This window comes from Jiella flava (assembly GCF_017349315.1).
Lineage (GTDB): Bacteria > Pseudomonadota > Alphaproteobacteria > Rhizobiales > Rhizobiaceae > Jiella > Jiella flava.
Map to the genome: position 1 here is coordinate 49,419 of NZ_JAFMPP010000011.1, position 21,783 is coordinate 71,201.

The 21,783-nt window shown below is 63.9% G+C and carries 21 protein-coding genes; 17 read left to right on the forward strand and 4 right to left on the reverse strand.

Annotated elements, in window-relative coordinates:
• Nucleotides 1-326 precede the first annotated feature (326 nt).
• Nucleotides 327-1,652 (forward strand): phosphatase PAP2 family protein, encoded by a 1,326-nt coding sequence (locus tag J1C48_RS13050; RefSeq protein ID WP_207258305.1) that lies wholly within the window; start codon nt 327-329, stop codon nt 1,650-1,652.
• Between the two features lie 286 nt (nt 1,653-1,938).
• Here J1C48_RS13050 and tldD read toward each other — a convergent pair whose 3' ends face one another.
• Entirely contained in the window at nt 1,939-3,357 is a 1,419-nt protein-coding gene (tldD, locus tag J1C48_RS13055) for a metalloprotease TldD (RefSeq protein ID WP_207258307.1), read from the reverse strand.
• 256 nt (nt 3,358-3,613) lie between these two features.
• Nucleotides 3,614-4,159 (reverse strand): invasion associated locus B family protein, encoded by a 546-nt coding sequence (locus J1C48_RS13060; protein ID WP_207258427.1) that lies wholly within the window; start codon nt 4,157-4,159, stop codon nt 3,614-3,616.
• 467 nt (nt 4,160-4,626) lie between these two features.
• On the opposite strand from J1C48_RS13060, the gene coxB reads away from it, so the two are divergent.
• The 13 genes from coxB to J1C48_RS13125 all read left to right on the forward strand — a co-directional run bounded on the left by coxB (nt 4,627) and on the right by J1C48_RS13125 (nt 15,923).
• Nucleotides 4,627-5,577 (forward strand): cytochrome c oxidase subunit II, encoded by a 951-nt coding sequence (coxB, locus tag J1C48_RS13065; protein WP_207258309.1) that lies wholly within the window; start codon nt 4,627-4,629, stop codon nt 5,575-5,577.
• Between the two features lie 27 nt (nt 5,578-5,604).
• Nucleotides 5,605-7,206: a cytochrome c oxidase subunit I gene (ctaD, locus tag J1C48_RS13070; protein ID WP_207258310.1), complete on the forward strand. Its 1,602-nt coding sequence runs from the start codon at nt 5,605-5,607 to the stop codon at nt 7,204-7,206.
• Nucleotides 7,207-7,483: 277 nt separating this feature from the next.
• Nucleotides 7,484-8,428, forward strand: coding sequence for a heme o synthase (gene cyoE / locus J1C48_RS13075; protein WP_207258312.1), 945 nt, complete (start codon nt 7,484-7,486; stop codon nt 8,426-8,428).
• A gap of 2 nt (nt 8,429-8,430) precedes the next feature.
• Nucleotides 8,431-8,568, forward strand: coding sequence for a hypothetical protein (locus J1C48_RS13080; RefSeq protein ID WP_207258313.1), 138 nt, complete (start codon nt 8,431-8,433; stop codon nt 8,566-8,568).
• Nucleotides 8,565-9,191 (forward strand): cytochrome c oxidase assembly protein, encoded by a 627-nt coding sequence (locus tag J1C48_RS13085; protein ID WP_207258315.1) that lies wholly within the window; start codon nt 8,565-8,567, stop codon nt 9,189-9,191. Before J1C48_RS13080 ends, J1C48_RS13085 begins: the two co-directional genes overlap by 4 nt.
• Nucleotides 9,192-9,493: 302 nt before the next feature.
• The gene (locus J1C48_RS13090) at nt 9,494-10,372 is read left to right on the forward strand and encodes a cytochrome c oxidase subunit 3 (RefSeq protein ID WP_207258317.1); all 879 of its coding nucleotides are present in this window, start codon (nt 9,494-9,496) and stop codon (nt 10,370-10,372) included.
• A 116-nt stretch (nt 10,373-10,488) separates the two neighbouring features.
• Complete coding sequence (locus J1C48_RS13095) at nt 10,489-10,887, forward strand: DUF983 domain-containing protein (RefSeq protein WP_207258319.1); 399 nt, start codon at nt 10,489-10,491, stop codon at nt 10,885-10,887.
• Nucleotide 10,888: 1 nt separating this feature from the next.
• A complete protein-coding gene (locus J1C48_RS13100) occupies nt 10,889-11,698 on the forward strand; it encodes an SURF1 family protein (RefSeq protein WP_207258321.1) in 810 nt (269 codons plus the stop codon).
• A gap of 188 nt (nt 11,699-11,886) precedes the next feature.
• On the forward strand, nt 11,887-12,894 hold the full coding sequence (gene ispH / locus J1C48_RS13105; RefSeq protein WP_207258322.1) for a 4-hydroxy-3-methylbut-2-enyl diphosphate reductase: 1,008 nt from the start codon (nt 11,887-11,889) through the stop codon (nt 12,892-12,894).
• A gap of 6 nt (nt 12,895-12,900) precedes the next feature.
• The gene (locus J1C48_RS13110; protein WP_207258325.1) at nt 12,901-13,890 is read left to right on the forward strand and encodes a homoserine kinase; all 990 of its coding nucleotides are present in this window, start codon (nt 12,901-12,903) and stop codon (nt 13,888-13,890) included.
• Nucleotides 13,887-14,348 (forward strand): ribonuclease HI, encoded by a 462-nt coding sequence (rnhA, locus tag J1C48_RS13115; protein WP_207258327.1) that lies wholly within the window; start codon nt 13,887-13,889, stop codon nt 14,346-14,348. Before J1C48_RS13110 ends, rnhA begins: the two co-directional genes overlap by 4 nt.
• A 3-nt stretch (nt 14,349-14,351) precedes the next feature.
• A complete protein-coding gene (locus J1C48_RS13120) occupies nt 14,352-14,633 on the forward strand; it encodes a hypothetical protein (protein WP_207258328.1) in 282 nt (93 codons plus the stop codon).
• A 252-nt stretch (nt 14,634-14,885) separates the two neighbouring features.
• Nucleotides 14,886-15,923: a M42 family metallopeptidase gene (locus tag J1C48_RS13125; protein WP_207258330.1), complete on the forward strand. Its 1,038-nt coding sequence runs from the start codon at nt 14,886-14,888 to the stop codon at nt 15,921-15,923.
• On the opposite strand, the gene J1C48_RS13130 is transcribed toward J1C48_RS13125, so the two are convergent.
• Together J1C48_RS13130 and J1C48_RS13135 are read right to left on the reverse strand one after the other, a co-directional pair.
• On the reverse strand, nt 15,907-16,089 hold the full coding sequence (locus J1C48_RS13130) for a hypothetical protein (protein WP_207258332.1): 183 nt from the start codon (nt 16,087-16,089) through the stop codon (nt 15,907-15,909). The genes J1C48_RS13125 and J1C48_RS13130 overlap by 17 nt on opposite strands.
• Before the next feature lie 53 nt (nt 16,090-16,142).
• Nucleotides 16,143-18,248: a S9 family peptidase gene (locus J1C48_RS13135; RefSeq protein ID WP_207258334.1), complete on the reverse strand. Its 2,106-nt coding sequence runs from the start codon at nt 18,246-18,248 to the stop codon at nt 16,143-16,145.
• Between the two features lie 381 nt (nt 18,249-18,629).
• Here J1C48_RS13135 and J1C48_RS13140 point away from each other — a divergent pair, with 381 nt between their 5' ends.
• The 3 genes from J1C48_RS13140 to J1C48_RS13150 are packed head-to-tail and all read left to right on the forward strand — an operon-like array spanning nt 18,630 to nt 21,783.
• Nucleotides 18,630-20,990: a putative monovalent cation/H+ antiporter subunit A gene (locus tag J1C48_RS13140; protein WP_207258335.1), complete on the forward strand. Its 2,361-nt coding sequence runs from the start codon at nt 18,630-18,632 to the stop codon at nt 20,988-20,990.
• Complete coding sequence (locus J1C48_RS13145) at nt 20,987-21,406, forward strand: Na+/H+ antiporter subunit B (RefSeq protein WP_207258337.1); 420 nt, start codon at nt 20,987-20,989, stop codon at nt 21,404-21,406. Before J1C48_RS13140 ends, J1C48_RS13145 begins: the two co-directional genes overlap by 4 nt.
• Nucleotides 21,406-21,783 carry a Na+/H+ antiporter subunit C gene (locus tag J1C48_RS13150; protein ID WP_207258339.1) on the forward strand — a complete coding sequence of 126 codons (378 nt, stop codon included), beginning with the start codon at nt 21,406-21,408 and terminating at the stop codon, nt 21,781-21,783. The genes J1C48_RS13145 and J1C48_RS13150 overlap by 1 nt, the downstream gene beginning before the upstream one ends.

Sequence of the window (21,783 nt, forward strand, 5' to 3'; positions counted from 1 at the left end):
GAATCACAATTCCGCGGACATACAATTATAACAGAAATTACACTTTTATGAACCAAATACAGGTTGCTTGACCAAGTTTTTTGCGACGCATAATGCATATCGGCCTGCGCGAGTCTTTAATACGTCACTGAAATGGCGTTAAGACGCTGTGCAATTACGGAAACTGAGAGGATTTTATGAGTATAAATCGGAATATAATCCGGGTAATTGCAATTGCTGCGTCATTAGCTCCTGTGTGCGGGGTCTCCGCCCAGACGGCAAACGCAGCCGCGGCGCAAGCTGAGCCGTCGCCCCGCGAGTTGGTGGTTGGATTCACTGATTTTTGGGTGACTACTGGAGAAAACATCGTTGCGCAGACCGAGGCGGCTGCGAACATCATCAGTGGTCAACTCTTTCAGGGACATGCGACCGCCATTGGCCGCGACGTGCTACGCAAGAATGATGAGCTAGCGGTTTGGATCAATAATCACGCGACCGCGGCTGAGCAGACGCGTGCATTGCAGGCCGCCCAGGAAGACGCTTGGGACGACGCCTCCATGACCGAGTATGACGGTCTTGGACAAGAGCTCGGCAAGGTCTATCTCGCCGGCCGTCTGAAGAACGAACTCCCGCTCAACGCAAAACTCCTGAATATCGACGACGGTCTCGATGGAGCCTTCCTCGATACAGGCGACTACGGTAAAGACCTTACGCTCGCCAAGGATACCTATTTCTACCCCCGGCCTTTCGTTCCCACCGACGCCAATACGGCGCCGACCGCTGGCGACGCGCCGGCTTGCAATCCGGCGAACATCAATGCGCGAGACCTCGCCTCCTTCCGCAAGGGCGAGCCCTGGGCCACTGCGACCGGTAATCTGAAAATCAAGCGGTTGGCCACGCAGGACGACACCTCGGGCGAATTCGGAAAGCCGAGCATCAAGCTCGACGCCGAATACGGCGATTGGGACATGTGCAGTGAGCCTTCGTTCCCCTCCGGGCATACGGCCGACGCTTATAATGTCGGTATCACGCTCGCGACACTCCTTCCCGAAGTGGCTCCATATATCCTTGCGCGTGCGTCTGAATCGGGAAATGCCCGCGTGGTGCTCGGCGTTCATTATCCGCTGGACGTGATCGGTGGCCGCATCATCGCGGAAGCCGGCATCGCCTATCGGTGGTCTGACCCGGAATTCCGCAAGACGGTCCTGTTGCCGGCAAGGCAAGAACTCTTGAGCTATATTCAGGAGAAGACCGGCAAGACGGTCGCGCAACTCGTCGCCGAGCAAAAGAACTACACCAACAATCCCTATGGTGGTGAGAAGATGCCCGGGGGGAGCGACCAGACGGTCTCTGACTGCGCCTCGGCCCTTCGCGTCTATAAGGAACGGCTCACCTACGGTATCCCCGCCGCGACCAAGACGGCCAAGTTCGAGGTTCCCGCGGGGGCGGAAAACCTGCTGCTGACGACATACCCGTCGCTGACGGACAAGCAGCGCCGCGCCGTCCTGGCCATGACCGCGTCCACCACGGCTGGGCCGCTTGACTCTCATGCTGCGGGATGGGCCCGGCTTGACCTCGCCGCCGCGATGAGCGCAGCCGTCACTGTCGGAAGCAATGGCCAAGTGACAAAGGTCGATGCAACGGCCTGCCAGGCCAGCGTCAAACGTAGCTGACGGATCGATGATTTTCCCCGATCACCGGCAGGTGGCGGTGGCGGGGAACGAAAGCCGACTGGCGCTCGACCCTTGAATTTCAAGTGCCGGCGGCCGATGCGTCAATTTAAAGAGGAAGAGCGCCCTGCGTCCTGTCGGACGCAGGGCGCTCTGATATCCAAGAACGCCGCTTTGAAAACCTGGCTGTCCAATGCACGTTCCTCCGCAGGAACCTCGATTTGGCGATGGAAACGTCAAGGCGGATTTCGGGCGGTCGCGATCGCCTGACCGGACGCGCCGCGTGCGCTCATGCCGCCTCGGTGCCGCCGACCGTGACCTGATCCATGCGCAGATGCGGCTGGCCGACGCCGACGGGCACGCCTTGGCCCTGCTTGCCGCACATGCCGATGCCGGTGTCGAGGGCGACGTCGTTGCCGACCATCGAGACCCGATGCATCGCCTCCGGGCCGTTGCCGATCAGCATCGCGCCCTTCAACGGCTCGGCGACCTGGCCGTTGCGGATCCGATAGGCCTCGGTGCAGCCGAAAACGAATTTGCCGCTGGTGATATCGACCTGCCCGCCGCCGAAGGACACGGCATAGATCCCGTCCTTCACCGAGGCGATGATCTCCTCTTTGCTGTGCGGACCGTTCAGCATCATCGTGTTGGTCATGCGCGGCATCGGCACATGGGCATAGGACTGGCGCCGGCCGTTGCCGGTGGCGCGCATGCCCATCAGCCGGGCGTTCTGCCGGTCCTGCATATAGCCGACGAGCTTGCCGTCCTCGATCAGCACGGTGCGGTTGGTCGGCGTGCCTTCGTCGTCGATGGTCAGCGAGCCGCGCCGTTCGGCGATGGTGCCGTCGTCGACGACGGTGACGCCCTTGGCCGCCACCTGCTGCCCCATCAGCCCGGCAAAGGCCGAGGTCTTCTTGCGGTTGAAGTCGCCCTCCAGCCCGTGGCCGACGGCCTCGTGCAGCATCACGCCCGGCCAGCCGGCGCCGAGCACGATGTCGAAGCTGCCGGCCGGCGCCGGAACCGCCTCAAGATTGACCCGCGCCTGCCGCAACGCTTCGTCGGCGATCTGCTGCCAGCTGCCGTCGGCCAGAAATTCGCCGAAGCCGCGCCGGCCGCCGGCGCCGAAGGAGCCGGTCTCCTGCCGGTCGTCCTTGCCGCAGACCACCGAAACGTTGATCCTCACCAGCGGCCGGACGTCCTTGACCAGCCGGCCGTCGGCCCTGAGGATTTCCACCGTCTGCCAGGTAGCACCGAGGGTGGCGGAGACCTGTCGGACATCGTCGCCCTTGGCCCGCAGATAGGCGTCGATGGCGGTCAACAGCTTGACCTTGGCCTCGAAGCCCGGGGAGGGGATGGGGTTCTCCTCGCCATAGAGCTTGGCATTGGTACCGGCGGGCGGCTCGGCGATGGTGCCGGAATGCCCGGTCTTGACTGCCGCTACGGCATCGGCGGCCCGCTTCAACGCAGCCGCCGAAAAGTCACCGGCATGGGCGTAACCGACCGACTCGCCGGCAACGGCGCGCAGGCCGAAGCCCTGATCGACCGAGAAGTTGCCGGATTTCAGCCGGCCATTGTCGAAGACCAGCGATTCCGATTCGCGATATTCGAGGAAGAGTTCGCCGTCGTCGGCGCCGGCAAGGGTTTCGGCGAGGAGGAATTCGACGCCGCTGCGCGAAAGGTCAAAGCGCTCCAGAAGGGACATGGACATGGCGTTGCTTCCTTCAAAATTCGGATCGCCGCTCGCGACCGCGCCCCGGCGTGACAGGTTGCCTGCGATCGGCGGACGAGAGCGGGGCCGGCTGGCGAGGCCGGCGGAGCGAAACAGATAAGATAGGGCCGCGTGAGCGTCGATACCACAGCCAAGGCCGCTGCCGTGAGACCGGCTCGGCGCATCGACCGGAAGAAGCGACAGCGCCGCCCGGCCGACAGGCCCGCCCGCCCCCGGCGGCGTTTCGTTCAAGCGGCTATTTCAGCGCCTCGAAACCGTCCTTGAAGCCGTTGAGATCGACCTGGATGCCGATACCGCCATCCTTTTCGGCCGACTGGAAGAAGGTGAACACCGCCTCCTTGCCGTTTTCCAGAAGCTTCAGGAGGTTGTCGTCAAGCGGCACCTCGGCGTAGCAGCCGTCGGCGAAGCAGCGGGTGAACTGCGTGCGCCCGACGCTCTTGCCGTCGATGATCAGGCCAAGCCCGTATTCCGGCAACGGCAGCAATACGCCGAGCGGCGCCAGCACCCGCAAAATCCGCGCCTTGCCGTCGGCGGTCTTCAACGCGACGACCGACAGGCTGATCTCGGGGCGCTTATCTGAGACGACGTTCTGCAACAGCGCGCATTGCTCGCTGCTTGCTCCTGCCGGGTGATCGCAGACCACCGCCCAGGCGCCGTGCTTCGATTTCACGGTTCCGGTCGTCGCGGCCTGCGCCGCGGCCGAACTGGCGGTAGCCGGATTGCCGGCGATAGCGGCCGCCATCGCGGCGAGGACTGCGAGCGATCTCAGCGCTTTGAACATGCAGAAATCCGAATCAGTTTCACGGGCGAGGTTGCCGCCGACGGGGCCGCTCATCGCCTCGTGGATTGAATTTGACATTTGAGTCCCAGTCGGAGCCGTGCGTTGAATCAAATGCCTGAATCGGACCACTAGCGTCATTCTCGATCGCGGCCAACATACGATGGCGCGATGGCGACCGAAAGTCCGGGCCAAATGCCTTGGCCAAACGCCCCGGTTGAAAGCTTTGGCCAAGGCCGCTGCGGCCATGGCAGCAGACCCGCAAATGCCCCACCTGTTGCTGAAAACGCTCGTCTTTCTGTCTTTCCCCGGTAAAATTGCCGCAAGCGACCGACCTGCATAAGGAGTTGCGAGCGAACGGGTTTCATGGTTTGAAGTTTCCCTGGGGGGCACTGGGACTGGTAGCGATTCACCGCAGGTGGCGGCCATCGGGGCAGCGCGTGCGGCAAATGATTCGGCTTCCGGCGTCCATGTCGAGGGAGAACAGGCGAGTGAGACGATCCACCACTGCCGCGGCGGCGCTGCTCGCGTCGGCGGGTGCCGCGATGGCGCAGGACAAGGGCGCGGTCTTGCCGGGCCAGCCGCATGACTGGCAAATCACTCTGCAGGAGGCGCTGTCGCCGATCGAGGCGCAGATCCATTGGTTTAGCGACTATACGCTGGCCTTCATCGTTCCGATCGTCATTCTCGTCGCCGGCCTCCTGGGCTGGTGCATCTACAAGTATCGCGCCTCGGTGAATCCGACGCCGTCGCGCACCAGCCACAACACGACGATCGAGGTGATCTGGACGATCGCGCCGGTCATCATCCTGTTGTTCATCGCGGTGCCGTCGTTCCAGCTTTTGACCGCCCAATACAATCCGCCGCGCGAGCCGGAACTGACAGTCAAGGCGACCGGCTATCAGTGGTACTGGAATTACGAATATCAGCCGGTCAGCCAGTCGCAGGAAGCCAAGGAACAGCCGGTATCCTTCGATTCCTATCCGCTGGCGCAGCTGACCGATTCCGTTGCCGATCAGGATGCCGCCGCCGAGGCCAAGGGCAGCCTGAAGGAATATCCGCGGCTTCTGGCCGTCGACAACGAGCTGGTCGTGCCGATCGACACCGTGGTGCGCATCCTGTCGACCTCGGGCGACGTGATCCACTCCTTCGCCCTGCCGTCGATGGGCGTGAAGGTCGATGCGGTGCCGGGACGACTGAACGAATATTGGTTCGAGGCGAACCGCGAGGGCATTTTCTACGGCCAGTGCTCGGAGCTTTGCGGTCAGAACCATGCCAATATGCCGATCGCGCTGCGCGTCGTCTCGAAACAGCAGTTCGCCAATTGGTACAAGGCTGCCGGCAGCGATCTCGACAACGCCAACAAGCAGTTGACCGCCGCGGTCAAGGCTGCCGACGGCGCCAAAGTCGCCGCGCGCTGACAATTCCGGGGGAGAGAGGACACGATCATGGCATATGGCGCCGCCCACGAGGCCCATGACGACCACAAGCCGCGCGGCTGGACGCGCTGGGTCTATTCCACCAACCACAAAGACATCGGAACGCTCTATCTGATCTTCGCGATCTGCGCCGGCATCGTCGGCGGCGCGCTGTCGGTGGCGATGCGCATGGAGCTGCAGGAGCCCGGGCTCCAGATCTTCTCCAATCCGCAGATGTATAACGTCTTCACCACCGGTCACGGACTGATCATGATCTTCTTCATGGTCATGCCGGCACTGATCGGCGGCTTCGCCAACTGGATGGTGCCGATCATGATCGGCGCGCCTGACATGGCGTTTCCGCGGCTGAACAACATCTCCTTCTGGCTGCTCGCCGCGGCCTTCCCGCTGTTGATCCTGTCGATGTTCGTCGAGGGCGCGCCGGGCTCGACCGGGGCCGGCACCGGCTGGACCATGTATCCGCCGCTGTCGACCACCGGCCATCCCGGCCCCGCCGTCGATCTGGCGATCTTCTCGCTGCACATCGCCGGCGCCTCGTCGATCCTCGGCGCGATCAACTTCATCACCACCATCCTCAACATGCGCGCGCCGGGCATGACGCTTCACAAGATGCCGCTGTTTGCCTGGTCGGTGCTGGTGACGGCGTTCCTGCTGTTGTTGTCGCTGCCGGTGCTCGCCGGCGCGATCACCATGCTGCTCACCGACCGCAATTTCGGTACGACCTTCTTCGCGCCGGCCGGCGGCGGGGATCCGATCCTGTTCCAGCACTTGTTCTGGTTCTTCGGTCACCCGGAGGTGTACATCCTGATCCTGCCGGCCTTCGGCATCATCAGCCACATCATCTCGACCTTCTCCAAGAAGCCGGTCTTCGGTTATCTCGGCATGGCCTACGCGATGGTGGCGATCGGCGTCGTCGGCTTCGTCGTGTGGGCGCACCACATGTACACCACCGGCCTGTCGCTCAACACCCAGCGCTACTTCGTCTTCGCGACGATGGTGATCGCCATCCCGACCGGCATCAAGATCTTCTCTTGGATCGCCACCATGTGGGGCGGCTCGATCAGCTTCCGGGTGCCGATGCTGTGGGCTGTCGGCTTCATCTTCCTGTTCACCGTCGGCGGTGTCACGGGCGTCAAGCTCGCCAATGCCGGCATGGACCGGGTGCTGCACGACACCTATTACGTCGTCGCCCATTTCCACTACGTCCTGTCGCTTGGTGCGGTCTTCGCGATCTTCGCCGCGTGGTATTACTGGTTCCCGAAGATGACGGGCTACATGTACAACGAGCGGATCGGCCAGATTCACTTCTGGATGACCTTCATCGGTGTGAACATCATCTTCTTCCCGCAGCACTTCCTCGGCGCCGCCGGCATGCCGCGCCGCTATGTCGACTATCCCGACGCCTTCGCCGGCTGGAACTTCGTCTCCTCGATCGGGTCCTATATTTCCGGCGTTGCCGTGCTGGTCTTCCTTTACGGGGTTTGGGAGGCCTTTTCGAAGAAGCGCGTCGCCGGTGCCAATCCGTGGGGCGAGGGAGCGACCACCCTCGAATGGCAGTTGCCCTCGCCGCCGCCGTTCCACCAGTGGGAAGAGCTGCCGCGTATCCGGTGATCGGCGCCAGCGGGGCGGCCGGCGTGCCCTTGGCCGCGCATGCGGGGGCCAGCGGCGCGTCGACTTGAATTCGCTCCGATCCGGTGGCACAGCCATCGATGATGGGCCGGCCGGTCACGCGTCGTCCCATCCCGGCCGGCGGCGCGATTTGCGTCAATCGGGTGGCGAAACGGGCGAGGCCACCGGGCGGATGCTCGCTAATGTGAAGAAAATGCCGGCAACGGTCGACGCGATAGCACGACGACCGATCCCGAATGCCCGATGATCGAGGTATGAAGTGACGCTAGTCGACGCCCAGCCTGTTGCCGCTACCCCGCGCGAGGCGATCAGCCTGTCGGAGCCGAGAGATTTCGTCTCCCTCCTGAAGCCGCGCGTGATGTCGCTGGTGGTGCTGACGGCCGTGACCGGCCTCGTCGTCGCGCCGGTCCACATGCATCCGCTTCTGGCGGCGATTTCGATCCTCGCGATCGCCATCGGTGCCGGCGCCGCCGGCGCTTTGAACATGTGGTACGACGCCGATATCGACGCGCTGATGACCCGGACCGCCGCGCGCCCGGTGCCGACCGGTCGTGTCAGTGGCGAGGCGGCGCTCGCCTTCGGCCTGGCGCTGTCGCTTCTGTCGGTCTGCCTGCTCGGCCTCGCCGCAAACTGGTTCGCGGCCGCCTTCCTCGCCTTCACCATCTTCTTTTACGCGGTGATCTATACGATGGGGCTGAAGCGCGCGACGCCTCAGAATATTGTCATCGGCGGGGCCGCCGGCGCCTTTCCGCCGATGATCGGCTATGCCGCCGCGACCGGCAGTGTGACGGTCGAAAGCACGATCCTCTTTCTGATCATCTTCCTCTGGACGCCGCCGCATTTCTGGTCGTTGGCTCTGTTCAAGCTGCGCGATTACGGCAGCGCCAACGTGCCGATGCTGCCGAACGTTGCCGGCGAGCGCGCGACGCGGAACCAGATTTTCCTCTATTCGCTCGTCCTGGCGCCGATCGGCGTCGCGCCTTATGTCCTCGGCTATGCCGGGCCGGCCTATGGCGTCGTCTCGATCCTTCTCGGCCTCAATTTCCTGCGCCACGCCTATCAGGTGCTGAAGATGGCCGACGGCGATGACGAGATGATCCCGGCCAAGCGCCTGTTCGTTTTTTCGATCCTCTATCTCTTCGGACTTTTTACGATGCTGCTCGTCGACGCGGGCATCACGGCATTCATGGTTCGCGGAGGGTGACGTTGGAACGACAGGATCGCGTCAGACTGACCGAGGCTGAAGCGCGGGCGCGCCGCAATCGCTCGATCGCGATCGGAGTCGTTCTCGTCGCGCTCGTCATCATCTTCTACCTTGTCACGATCGCGAAGATGGCCTCATGAGCGACGACCAGAACGTCACAGAAAACAAGATCCGCGCCTCCAAACGTACCGGACTCGTCATCGCCATCGCCTGCGGCGCGTTTGCGGCCGGCATGGTCGGGGCGGCCTTCGCCTCTGTCCCGCTCTACCAGCTGTTCTGTCAGGTGACCGGCTATGGTGGCACGACCCAGCGGGCCCGGGTTGCGCCGAAGACGATCAGCGACAAAGAGGTCACGGTCCGCTTCGACGGCAATGTCGCCGAGGGCTTGCCCTGGACGTTCCGGCCGAACCAGCGCGAGGTCCGCGTGCATCTCGGCGAACAGGCGACGGTCAGCTATCACGTCGAGAACAAGTCGGACAAAACGCTGACCGGCCAGGCGATCTTCAACGTCACGCCCGACGCGGCCGGGCTCTACTTCAACAAGATCGCCTGCTTCTGCTTTTCCAGCCAGACGCTGAAGCCCGGCGAGAAGACCGACATGCAAATCATCTTCTATGTCGATCCGAAGATGACCGAGTCGGAGGAACTGAAAGAGCTGCCAAGCATCACCCTCTCTTATACCTTTTTCCCGGTCGACAACCCCGCTCCGGTGGTGGCGGCGCCGACGGCGCCGCGGAAGCAGAAAAAGGGCACGGATAGTTGAGCCTGACGTATCGTCGGGCTGAATGACGCATGGCGATGGCCGCAACCGGTGACGGTCTCGGCACCGGGCCGGGCCCCAGAGCGCCTTTGGAGGGGCGCGATATCATGATGCGGATGAAAAGCTCTGGCCTGGGAGATTGCCAGAGTCTCTCCGTTCGGTAATGTAGAGCTGCGTGGGCGCGGATGCGTGCCGGCGGATCGTTGCTGACGATCCCAGCGGCATGATGGGAAGACGCATAAGAGTTGGGAGCGGGGGAGCGTGTGATCGTCTTTCGTTCCGATAGGGAAGGATCTGGGAGAGCCATGGCGGACGCGCACGTCAAGAAACACGACTACCACATCATCGATCCGAGCCCCTGGCCGTTTATCGGTTCGCTCGGCGCGATGATCATGATGATCGGCGCGGTCGGCTGGATGCGCTGGCACAGCGGCCTGGAATTCGACCTCTTCGGAATCAATCTTGCCCATCCGTGGCTGTTCTTCCTCGGTCTCGCGATCGTGCTCTACGTGATGTTCGCGTGGTGGTCGGACACGGTGCGCGAAGGCCAAGAGGGCGCGCATACCCGCGTCGTTTCGCTGCATCTGCGCTACGGCATGATCATGTTCATCGCCTCGGAGGTGATGTTCTTCGTCGCCTGGTTCTGGGCATTCTTCGATGCCAGCCTGTTTCCCAACGAGGCGGTGCAGGCCGAGCGTGTGCAGGTTCTGGGCGGGCAGTGGCCGCCGGTCGGCATCGAGGTGCTCGATCCGCTGCACCTGCCGCTGTTCAACACCATCACCCTGCTTCTGTCCGGCACGACGGTCACCTGGGCCCATCACGCGCTGCTGCACAACGATCGCAAGAGCTTCAAGCTCGGCCTCGCCATCACCATCGTGCTCGGCATGATCTTCTCCTATGTGCAGTATTTCGAATATGCCCATGCGCCGTTCGCCTTTTCGGGCTCGATCTACGGCTCGACCTTCTTCATGGCGACGGGCTTTCACGGCTTCCACGTGATGATCGGCACGATCTTCCTGACCGTCTGCCTGATCCGCGCGCTGAAGGGGCAGTTCACCCCCGAGAAGCATTTCGGCTTCGAGGCGGCGGCCTGGTATTGGCATTTCGTCGATGTCGTGTGGCTGTTCCTGTTCTTCTGCATCTATGTCTGGGGCGGATGGGGCGCGCCGGTCTACGCCGCCTGACCGAGACGGGGCCAAGCGTCTGACGCCCGGGAGGGAAAGGCTGCGTCGAGGCGGACGATATCGGGGCGGCGCGGCTTGGCCGTGCCGCCCCCGCCATTTTCGGAAGGAAGTCTTTAATGGCCGAGGACAGTGCCCTCCACGCCAAGGCCGATCCGGTGCGGGCGGCGACCCGCGGCCGCTGTCCGCGTTGCGGCGAAGGCCGGCTGTTCAAGGGTTTTTTAAGCCTCGAACAACGCTGCGCCCATTGCGGCCTCGACTATGATTTCGCCGATGCCGGTGACGGGCCCGCGGTGTTTGTCATCCTGATTATCGGCTTCATCGTTTGCGGCTTGGCGCTGTGGCTGGAAGTCACCGTTTCGCCGCCCTTGTGGGTGCATTTCATCCTGTGGGTGCCGTTGACCCTGATCCTCTGCCTGCCGCTCTTACGCATCCTCAAGGGCACGATGATCGGCCTGCAATATCGCAACCGCGCCGCCGAAGGTCGGCTGGACGAGCCCGGCGAAGAGGGCCGGTGAGATGAGCACCGAGGAAAGGTCGACGCTGGTGGCCGGAGCGCCGGCCGCGACCGCTGACACGAGCGAGCCGGCGGGAAGCCCGATGAGCCCGGCGCGTTTTCGCGTCGCGCTCGCTCTCTGCCTCCTCGGCATCGCCATCTTGTTCGGGCTCGGAACCTGGCAGGTCGAACGACTGCATTGGAAAGAAGGGCTGCTCGCCGAGATCGACCACCGGATCCATGCCCCGCCCGTTGACCTTGAGACGCTGCTTGCGCGCTCCGAGGCCGGCCAGTCGATCGAATATACGCCGGTATACGTCACCGGCCGCTTTCTCAACGGTGCGGAGCGCTATTTCCTCTCGACCTTCGAGGGCCAGGCGGGCTGGAACGTCTATACGCCGCTGCTGCTCGCAAATGGCGATCTGATCTTCGTCAATCGCGGCTTCGTGCCCTACGAACTGCGCGATCCGGCCCGGCGCCGCGCCGGCCAGCCGACCGGCACGGTGACCGTGACCGGTCTTGCCCGCGTGCCGCCGACGGTGAAGCCTGGCTATTTCACCCCAAACAACGAGCCGAACAAGCGCCTGTTCTTCTGGCGGGATCTGGCGGCGATGGCCGGCGGTCTGGCTCTTAACGGCAACGCCAGGCTGTTGCCCTTCATCGTCGATGCCGGGCCGGGCCGGGCCAAGGGCGGCTGGCCGGTCGGCGGCACCACCATCGTTTCGCTGCCCAACGATCACCTGCAATATGCCATCACCTGGTACGGCATCGGCGTTGTTCTCGTCGTCATGACCGGGTCGATGGTGATGCGGCGATATCGCCGCCGCGCTTGACAGAGCCGGGGCGGATGCCTTCATTCGGCGCACGATTCCGACGCGCTCCGGCCCGTCCCGGCCGCGTGCATCGGCCCGAAGATCGGGATCGATCTTCGGCAGAGCATGGGGCTCGGAATCGATGAGTGAGAGCGGTCTGTGTGCCTGCGTCCGGGCGCAGGGCGCTTTTTTGAGCCCGAGGAGATTTCGTGTCCGCCATCGCTTCCAAGCCGACGCTGACATTGCGCCTCTGCGACCCGCGCGGCTTTTGCGCCGGCGTCGACCGGGCGATCCAGATCGTCGTTCTGGCGCTGAAGAAATACGGCGCGCCGGTCTATGTCCGGCACGAGATCGTTCACAATCGCTACGTCGTCGATGGTCTGCGCGACATGGGCGCGGTGTTCGTCAAGGAGCTCGATGAGATTCCCGATGACGGCCAGCCGGTGGTGTTTTCCGCCCATGGCGTGCCGAAGTCGGTGCCGGCGGCGGCGGCCGAGCGCGCGATGCTCTATCTCGACGCCACCTGCCCGCTGGTCTCGAAGGTCCACAAGCAGGCGATCCTGCACGTCAAGCGCGGCCGCCACGTCATCCTGATCGGTCATCGCGGCCATCCGGAGGTGATCGGCACCATGGGCCAGCTGCAACCTGGAACGGTCAGCCTGATCGAGACGGTGGACGACGTTGCCGCCTTCGATCCGGCCGATCCGGCCGCCCTCGGCTTCGTGACCCAGACCACCCTGTCGCTTGATGACACCGCCGCCATCGTCGCCGCCCTTCAGGCCAAGTTTCCTCAGATGGTGGCGCCGTCGTCGGAATCGATCTGCTACGCCACCACCAACCGCCAGGAGGCGGTCAAGGCGTCGGCGCCAGGCAGCGATCTGTTCCTGATCGTCGGCGCGCCGAATTCCTCCAATTCCAAGCGTCTCGTCGAAGTTGCCGAGCGGGCCGGCTCGACCCGCGGCGTGCTCGTCCAGGGCCCGCAGGACATTCCCTTCGACGTGCTCGGAACTAAAGATTGCGTGGTCGGCATGTCGGCCGGTGCCTCGGCGCCGGAGGTGCTGGTCGATGCGATCATCACGGCCCTGAAAGAGCGGTTCACGGTCTCGATCGAACTCGTCCAGACCGCTGAAGAAAACGAGAATTTTCCCGTTATGCGCACTTTGCGCGACGTTCCTCTGACGGGCGCCGACATGGCCTTCGTCAATGGTGAAGGCTGAACCCGCGTGGCCGTCTATACCGATGTGACCGAGCCGCAGCTTGCGGCCTTTCTCGCGCGCTACGATCTCGGCGCATTGTCAAGCTACAAGGGCATTGCGGAGGGGGTGGAGAACTCCAACTTCCTGTTACGCACCACCACCGGCACGTTCATTCTCACGCTCTATGAAAAGCGGGTCGATCGTGGTGACCTGCCGTTCTTCGTCGGCCTGATGGAGCATCTGGCCGAACGCGGCCTGTCCTGCCCGCTGCCGGTCCATGATCGCGAGGGCAACACGCTCGGCGAATTGGCCGGGCGGCCGGCGGCGATCTTTACCTTTCTCGACGGGATGTGGACGCGGCGGCCGAGCCCGGAGAACTGCCGGGCGCTCGGCGGCGCGCTCGCCCGCATGCACGAGGCGGCGGCGAGCTTTCCGCTCACCCGCCGCAACGGCCTTTCGCCGCAGGACTGGCGGCCGCTCTATGAAAGCTGCGGCGGCGGCGGCGATACGGTCGAGCCGGGATTGTCGGCCGAGATCGAGGCGGACCTCGCCGATCTGGAAGCCCGCTGGCCGACCGACTTGCCGAGCGGGATCATCCATGCCGATCTCTTCCCCGACAACGTCTTCTTCCTGGCCGGCGAGCTGTCCGGCCTCATCGACTTCTATTTCGCCTGCACCGATCTGCTCGCCTACGACCTTGCGATCACGCTCTGTGCCTGGTGCTTCGAGCCCGACGGCAGCTACAACGTCACCAAGGGGCGGGCGCTGATCGCCGGTTATGCCGATGTCAGGCGGCTGCAGCCGGCGGAATATCGCAGCCTGCCGCTTTTGTGCCGCGGCGCCTCGATGCGCTTCCTGCTGACGCGGCTTTACGACTGGCTGAATGTGCCGGACGATTCCTTCGTCACCAAGAAGGATCCGCGGGAATATCTGAAGAAGCTGCGCTTTCATCGCAGCATCCGCGACACGGCGGAATACGGTCTGGAAGCGGCCCGGGTGACGAAAGGACGAGCATGAGCGAGCGGGTCGAGATTTTCACCGACGGCGCCTGTTCCGGCAATCCGGGGCCGGGCGGTTGGGGAGCGATCCTGCGCTATCAGGGAAATGAGAAGGAGCTGGCCGGCGGCGAGGCCGACACCACCAACAACCGGATGGAGCTGACCGCCGCGATCAAGGCGCTGCAGGCCCTCAAACGCGCCTGCGCCGTCGATCTTTATTCCGATTCCTCCTATTTGCGCGACGGCATCACCAAGTGGATCCATGGCTGGAAGCGCAAGGGCTGGAAGACCGCCGATGGCAAGCCGGTGAAGAATGCCGAGCTGTGGCAGGCCTTGGAGGCGGAAAAGGGCCGCCACGACGTCGCCTTCCACTGGGTGCGCGGTCATGCCGGCCATGAAGAGAACGAGCGCGCCGACGCGTTGGCCCGGGCGGGTATGGAGCCGTTCAAGAAAAACCGCGGCGCGCGAGCGGGGTGAGCCATGGTGCTGCCGACCGAAGACGATCTCAGCCCGGTCGCGCCGCCCGGTGATAAAGAAGCCGACCGCGAGGTCGCCAAGCTCACCGCGGCGTTCCTCAACGGTCTGGCGGTCGGCCTTGCCATCGTCGGCGGCGTCGCGCCGATCTTCAATTCCATGTACGCTGCTCGCAAATCGTCTTTCAGCTGGTGGCAGTTGGCCTCGATCAGCATCGTTTGCTTGATCGCATCCGCTGCCATACATCTTGCAACGAGAGCCTATCTCAGACGAGAGTTGCGGCGATGAGCAATTTCGATTTTTTTCTGGCGCTGGCAGGGCCGATCGGCGTGACTCTGCTCGCCTTCGCGACCCTGTATTTCGTCAACAGTCCACGATAAGCGCGATCGCGCGAAGGCCGCGAGACTCGACAGATGGCGCGCTAAGCGCTGTGCTGGGCCTCTTCGGTCGTGCCGTGACCTTGCCGCTCGGTCATCTTATCCTCTGCCGGCGGTGTCCCGTGCCCCCCGGCCGATCCTCCGTCGAAAGGACTTTGAAGCCATGAATCTCGATCTGTTGAAGCGCCTTTGCGAAACCCCCGGCGTGCCGGGTCGCGAACACCGGGTGAGGGCGCTGATCGAGGAGCAGGCCAAAGGCCTTTTCGACGAAATTCGCACCGATGCGCTGGGTTCGCTGATCTGCACCCGCAAGGGCAAGGGCGACAAGCCGCAAAAGCTGCTCCTGCTTTGCCACATGGACGAGATCGGCTTTCTCGTCAGCCACATCACCGACAAGGGCTTCGTCCATGTCGACCCGGTCGGCGGCTTTGATCCGCGCAATCTGTTCTCGCGCCGCGTGCTGGTGTGCACCGACAACGGCGACATCAAGGGCGTGATGAACGCCGAGGGCAAGCCGATCCATATCCAGTCGCCCGAAGAGCGCAAGAAGATGCCGGAGCCGAACCAGTTCGTCATCGATACCGGGCTCGGCGCTGCCGCCAAGGACAAGATCAAGATCGGCGATTACGTCGTGATGAACGAGCCGTTCGAAGAGATGGGCGAAAAGATCGTCTCCAAGGCGCTCGACAACCGCATCGCCTGCTGGCTCGGCCTTGAGGCCGTGCGCAAGCTGGTCGAGAGCGAGGACAGCCACGACTGCGAGCTGACGGTCGCCTTCACCGCCCAGGAAGAGGTCGGGCTGCGCGGCGCCAAGACCGCCTCCTTCGGCGTTGCCCCGGACATCGTCATCGGCGTCGATACGACGCTTGCCTGCGACACGCCGGGCGTGCCGGAAAAGGACCGCACGACAGTGCAGGGCGAGGGCTTCGGCCTGCATATCAAGGACGGCTCCTTCATTGCCGATATCGGGCTCGTCAAGGAGATCGAGGCGCTGGCTGGGGAGAAGAAGATCGCCTGTCAGCGCACCATCCTGGCGCGCGGCGGCCAGGATGGCGCAGCCGGCCAGCAGGCCGGCGCCGGCGCCCGGGCGGTCGGCATCGTCGTCGGCACACGCTACATCCACACCGTCGCCGAAATGATCGACACCCGCGATCTGAAGGCCGCGCGCAAGATCCTGACCGCCTTCATCGCGGCCCATTGAGGCGTCGGCCGGTCCGGCGGTCCGGGTCCATGCCGAGATAGGCGACGATCAGGCGCACGAGCTCGCTCTGCAGGGCCGGGGCCTTGATCGTGTCCCGGCGGACGGCGTTGTGAATGACGCCGTCGATCGCGTCGGAGAGCATTTCGGTGCGGCTGATAGGGCGCATCCCCCGACCTCGACAAAGTTTGCCGGCTTATAATGCCGCGCGTCGGGCCGCGCTCAGCCGGCTTTGCCCATCAGCTTCAGCGCGAAGGCATAGATATAGGCGACCTCTTCGAGCTTGGAGAAGCGGCCCGAGGCGCCGGCATGGCCCGAGTCCATGTTGGTGCGCAGGAGCACCGGATTGTCGTCGGTCTTCTTCTCGCGCAGCCGCGCCACCCATTTCGCCGGCTCCCAATAGGTCACCCGCGGGTCGGTCAGGCCGGCGAGCGCCAGGATCGGCGGATAGGCCTGGGCCTTGATGTTGTCGTAAGGCGAATAGGAGGCGATCGTTGCGTAATCCTCGCCCGACAGGATCGGGTTGCCCCATTCCGGCCACTCCGGCGGGGTCAGCGGCAGCGTGTCGTCGAGCATGGTGTTGAGGACGTCGACGAAGGGCACGACGGCGACGATGCCGCCGAATTTCTCCGGTGCCATATTGGCGACGGCGCCCATCAGCATGCCGCCGGCCGAGCCGCCCTCGGCGACGATCCGCTCGTAAGTCGTGAAACCTTCCGCCACCAGATGATCGGCAGCGGCGATGAAGTCGGTGAAGGTGTTCGCCTTGTTGTGCCGGCGCCCGGCGTCGTACCAGCGAAAGCCCTTGTCCTTCCCGCCGCGAATATGGGCGATGGCATAGACGAAGCCGCGGTCGACCAGCGACAGGATGTTGGTGTTGAAACTCGCCGGAATGGTGATCCCGTAGGAGCCGTAGCCGTAGAGCAGGCAGGGGGCCGAACCGTCGAGAGCGACATCCTTGTGATACAGCAGCGACACTGGCACCAGCTCGCCGTCCTTGGCGGGGGCGAAGATGCGCCGTGTCACATAGGCCTCGGGATCGTGGCCGGAGGGAATCTCCTGGGTCTTCAGCAGCTGGCGCGCGCGGGTCTCGACATCGTATTCGAAGGTCTGCGACGGTGTCGTCAGCGACGAATAGGAAAAGCGGATCGTCGTCGTGTCGAACTCATAAGTGCCCGACAGGCCGAGCGAATAGGCCTCTTCCTCGAAGGCGATCGCATGCTCGGCGCCGTCCGACAGGCGCTTGATGACGATTTGCGGCAGTCCGTCGCGGCGCTCCAGCCAGACCAGATGGTTCTTCAGGACAAAATGGCTGAGCAGCAGCCGGCCGTCTTCATGCGGGACGAAGTCGGTCCATTCACCGCGACCGACGGCGTCGATCGGTGCGGTGACGATCTTGTAGTCGTGCGCGCCGTCGGCGTTGGTGCGGATGTAAAGCCGGCCGCCGCCCTCGTCGACATCGTATTCGACGCCGGTCTCGCGCTCGGCGAGAAGCCGCGGTTCGGCCGCTGGGTTGGCCGCCGGGATCAGCCAGGACTCGGAGGTCTCGTGGTCGTGGATGTCGATCACCACGAACTCGTCCGACTGGGTCTTGCCGACGCCCATGAAGAAGCCCGCGTCGGTCTCCTCATAGATCAGCGTGTCGCTCGCCGGATCGGTGCCGAGCTTGTGATAGAAGACCCGGCTCGGCCGGTGATTGGCGTCGAGCCGGGTGTAGAAGACGCCATTCGAGCGGGCCGACCAGACGCCGCCGCCGCCGGTATCCTCGATGCTCTCGTCGAGATCTCGGCCGCTGTCGAGATCGCGGATCTTAAGCGTGTAGAATTCCGAGCCCTTGTCGTCATAGGCCCAGGCGAGCCAGCGGTGGTCGCCGGAATGGCTGGCGCCACCGAGCGAGAAATAGGCCCGCTCGGCCGCCTCGGTCTCGGCGTCGAGCAGCACCGTCTCGGCGCCGCCCTCGCGCGGCTGGCGCACGAAGCGCGGATATTCGGCGCCAGTCTGATAGGCGATGCCGTAGGCGAAGGGCCCATCCGGGGCGGGAACCGACGAATCGTCTTCCTTGATTTTCCCGCGCATCTCCTTGATCAGCGCCGCGCGCAGCCCCTCGGTGCCGGCCATGACGGCTTTTTGATAGGCGTTCTCGGCTTCGAGATGGGTGCGGATGGCCGGATCCAGAACCGCCGTGTCCTTGAACACCTCCTGCCAGTTCGGCGCCCGCAACCAGGCATAGGGATCGATCCGTTCGTGGCCGTGCCGGTTTTCCGTCGTCGGACGTTGCTCGGGCAGGGGCGCTTGCGGACGATGGGCGGAGCGGTCGAAAGGTTTCATGAGCGCAAGCTTTCCAAGCGTTTCGTTCGATGGTCTGGACCAACGGCCGATGGCCAGCTGCCGTGCATCCTGCGGCAAGATCGGAACCGATCGTTGCGATCGGGGTGTCCGCGATCTCCCGCGAAGCGGCGGGCGACGGAAAATTGAGGTCCGTGGCGCTTCGTGATGATCGATCGATCGTCGCGAAGGCAACTTGACGCCGCAGGTAGGCGGTTCCGCGCGCCGGCGCAAGCGTGTGGAAGATGACCGATTGCAAAACCTTTTGGTCGACGCCGATTGCTGCAGGGCAATCCTTGCCGCGGCCGGGATCGCTTCTTATAGAACGAGGGAGGGGAGTGCGGCTCGGCCACGCCTCGACGACGTGAAGGACAAGGGCGGGGAATGGCGCAAATCGAGGCGACGACCGGAGGAACACTGGCCCTTGCCCTGCCATTCATCGCTGCGGCGCTCGCGCCGATCTTCAAGCGGCTGTTCAAGCATCACGCGGCCTGGATCCTGGCGCTGGCGCCGGCCCTTGCCTTCGCAATCCTTTTTTCTTTTCTTCCAAGCATCGCCAATGGTGGCGTCATCCAGTTCGGCTATGACTGGATCCCGGCCTTCGACATCCGCTTTTCCTTTCGCATCGACGGTCTCGCCTCGACCTTCGCGCTCTTGATCACCGGCATCGGCACGCTGATCGTCCTTTACTCCGGCGGCTATCTCCAGGGCCATCGCGATCAGGAGCGGTTCTTCTCCTTCATCTTGATGTTCATGGGCTCGATGCTCGGCCTGGTGCTCGCCGACGATCTGATGACCCTGTTCGTCTATTGGGAGTTGACCTCGATCACCTCCTTCCTGTTGATCGGCTTCGACCATGACCGTGAAAAGGCCCGCCGCGGCGCGATCCAGGCCTTGGCGATCACCGGCGGCGGCGGTCTGGCGCTGCTTGCCGGCTTTATTCTCATTCGCGAACTGGCGGGCTTCAACTCGATGTCCGAAATTCTCGCGGCCGGCGACGCGCTGCGCACCAGCCCCTATTACACCGCGATCTTCTTTCTCGTGCTCGCCGGCGCCTTCACCAAATCGGCGCAGATGCCGTTCCATGTCTGGCTGCCCAATGCCATGGAGGCGCCGACTCCGGTCTCGGCCTATCTGCATTCGGCGACGATGGTGAAGGCCGGCGTCTATCTCCTCTTGCGCATGCAGCCGGCCCTCGGCGACACGGCGCTGTGGACGACCATCCTGCCGATCTTCGGCGCGGTCACGCTGGTCATGGGTGCGCTTTTGGCGGTGCGCGCCACCGATATCAAGATCACGCTCGCCTATACGACCGTGTCCTCGCTCGGCCTTCTGGTCATGCTGATCGGCGTCGGCACCGAAGGCGCGATCGAGGGCGCGGTGCTCTATCTGATCGCCCATTCGCTGTTCAAGGGCGGGCTGTTCATGGTCGCCGGCTCTGTCGATCACGGCGCCCATACCCGCGAGATCGATCGGCTCGGCGGTCTGGCGAAACATATGCCGATCACCTTTGTCGCCGCGCTTTTCTGCGCGTTCTCCATGGGCGGTGTGACGCCCTTTATCGGCTTCCTCGCCAAGGAGACGCTCTATCACGCCCTCGAACAGGGCGACGCTTATCACGTCGCGCTGATGGCATCGGCGATCCTCGGCAACGCCTTGATGTTCGCCGCCGCCTTCATCGTTGCGCTGAAACCCTTTGTCGGCAAGCTGCCGGCGGCGATCCACCATCCCCATGAGGGGGCGCTGACGATCTGGCTGGGGCCGATCGTGCTCGGGGCGCTGAGTCTTCTCGGCGCTCTCTTCTACGGAACGTATCACAGCCTGTTTTCGAGCCCGATGGCGAGCGCTGCGATCGGCAAACCGGTGGCGATCGACATCGGCTGGATGCCGCATCTCAATCTCGCCTTCGCGCTTTCGATGGCAACCATCGCGCTCGGCATTGCGATCTATCTCGGTTCGAACGGCCTGCGCCGCGCCACCAATCGCGTTCTCGACGCCATCGGCTGGGGGCCCGATCGCGGCTTCGATCAGGCGATGCGCGGCCTGTTGCGCGTTTCGTTCTGGATCACCCGCCGGCTGCAGTCCGGCCGGCTCGACTACTACATGACCGTCACGGTGATCGCGATGGTCGCGGCGCTGTTCGTGCCGATGATCGTCGGCAAGGCGCTGCCGGTCGCGCCCGAAATGCCGCAGCTGCGCTTTTACGAATGGCTCGTCCTGGTGCTGATCCTCGTCGGCATCGTCGCCGTGGTGATCGCCAAGAACCGGCTGACGGCGATCGTCTCGCTCGGCATTCAGGGCTTCGCCGTCGCGCTGATCTTCATGCTGCTCGGCGCGCCGGATCTCTCCTTCACCCAGTTCATGGTCGAGACCCTGTCGGTGGTGATCCTGGCGCTGGTGATGACCCGTTTGAAGCTGTCGCCGGCCGATCACCGGCCGTGGCGCGAGACGCTGCCGGATGCGGCGATCGCGGCGGCCGGCGGGGCCGGTTTCGGCCTCTTCCTGCTGTCGATCACCCAGCGGCCCTTCGACCCGCTGCTGTCGAGCTTCTTCGAGCGTTACAGCTACGCCATCGCCCACGGCCACAACATCGTCAACGTCATCATCGTCGATTTCCGCGGCGTCGACACGATGGGCGAGATCGCCGTCGTGATGACCACCGGCCTCGCCGTTCTGGCGCTGATCCGCATTCGGGTGGCCAAGCGCAATCGGCCGCTCCCCGATCCGACGGAGGCGACGCCATGAGGACGATCATCTTCCGCTTCACGGCGCCCTATCTCACCGCCTTGATGCTGTTGTTCTCGATCTTCGTGCTTCTGCGCGGCCACAACGAGCCGGGCGGCGGCTTCATCGGCGGGCTGATCGCTGCCTCGGCCTTTGCGATCTACGGCATTGCCTGCGGCGTCGCGCCGGTGCGCCGGGCGCTCTATTTCCATCCGATGGCGATTGCCGCGGCGGGGCTGTGCTTTGCTGTTGCCGCCGGTATCGTCTCGATCTTTGCCGGCACCGGCTTCATGACCGGCTTGTGGGTGTTTCCAAAGATTTTCGGCACCGAGGTCGCGCTGTCGACGCCGATGCTGTTCGATATCGGGGTCTATCTGGTCGTCGTCGGCGGCATCAGCGCCATTGCCCTCGCCCTCGAGGAACGGGAGAGCGATTGATGGAAACCGCCCTCAGCGTCGTCGTCGGCTGCCTCTTCGCCGTCGCCCTTTATCTGCTTCTGTCCAAGCACATCATCCGCATGCTGCTCGGCGTGGTGCTGCTCGGCAATGCGGTGAACATTTTGATCTTCACCGCCGGGCGGGTCGCCTCGGTGGCGCCGCCGCTGGTGCCGAAGGGGGCCGAAATGCCGCTGTCGGCGGTCGCCAATCCGTTGCCCCAGGCGCTGATCCTGACGGCGATCGTCATCTCCTTTTCCTTCTTCGCCTTCCTCCTGGTGCTCGCCTATCGCGCTTATCAGGATCTCGGCACCGACGACACCGACCAGATGCGGGTTGCCGAGCCCGAGAACGACGGCCTGCCGCCGCTGGGATACTGA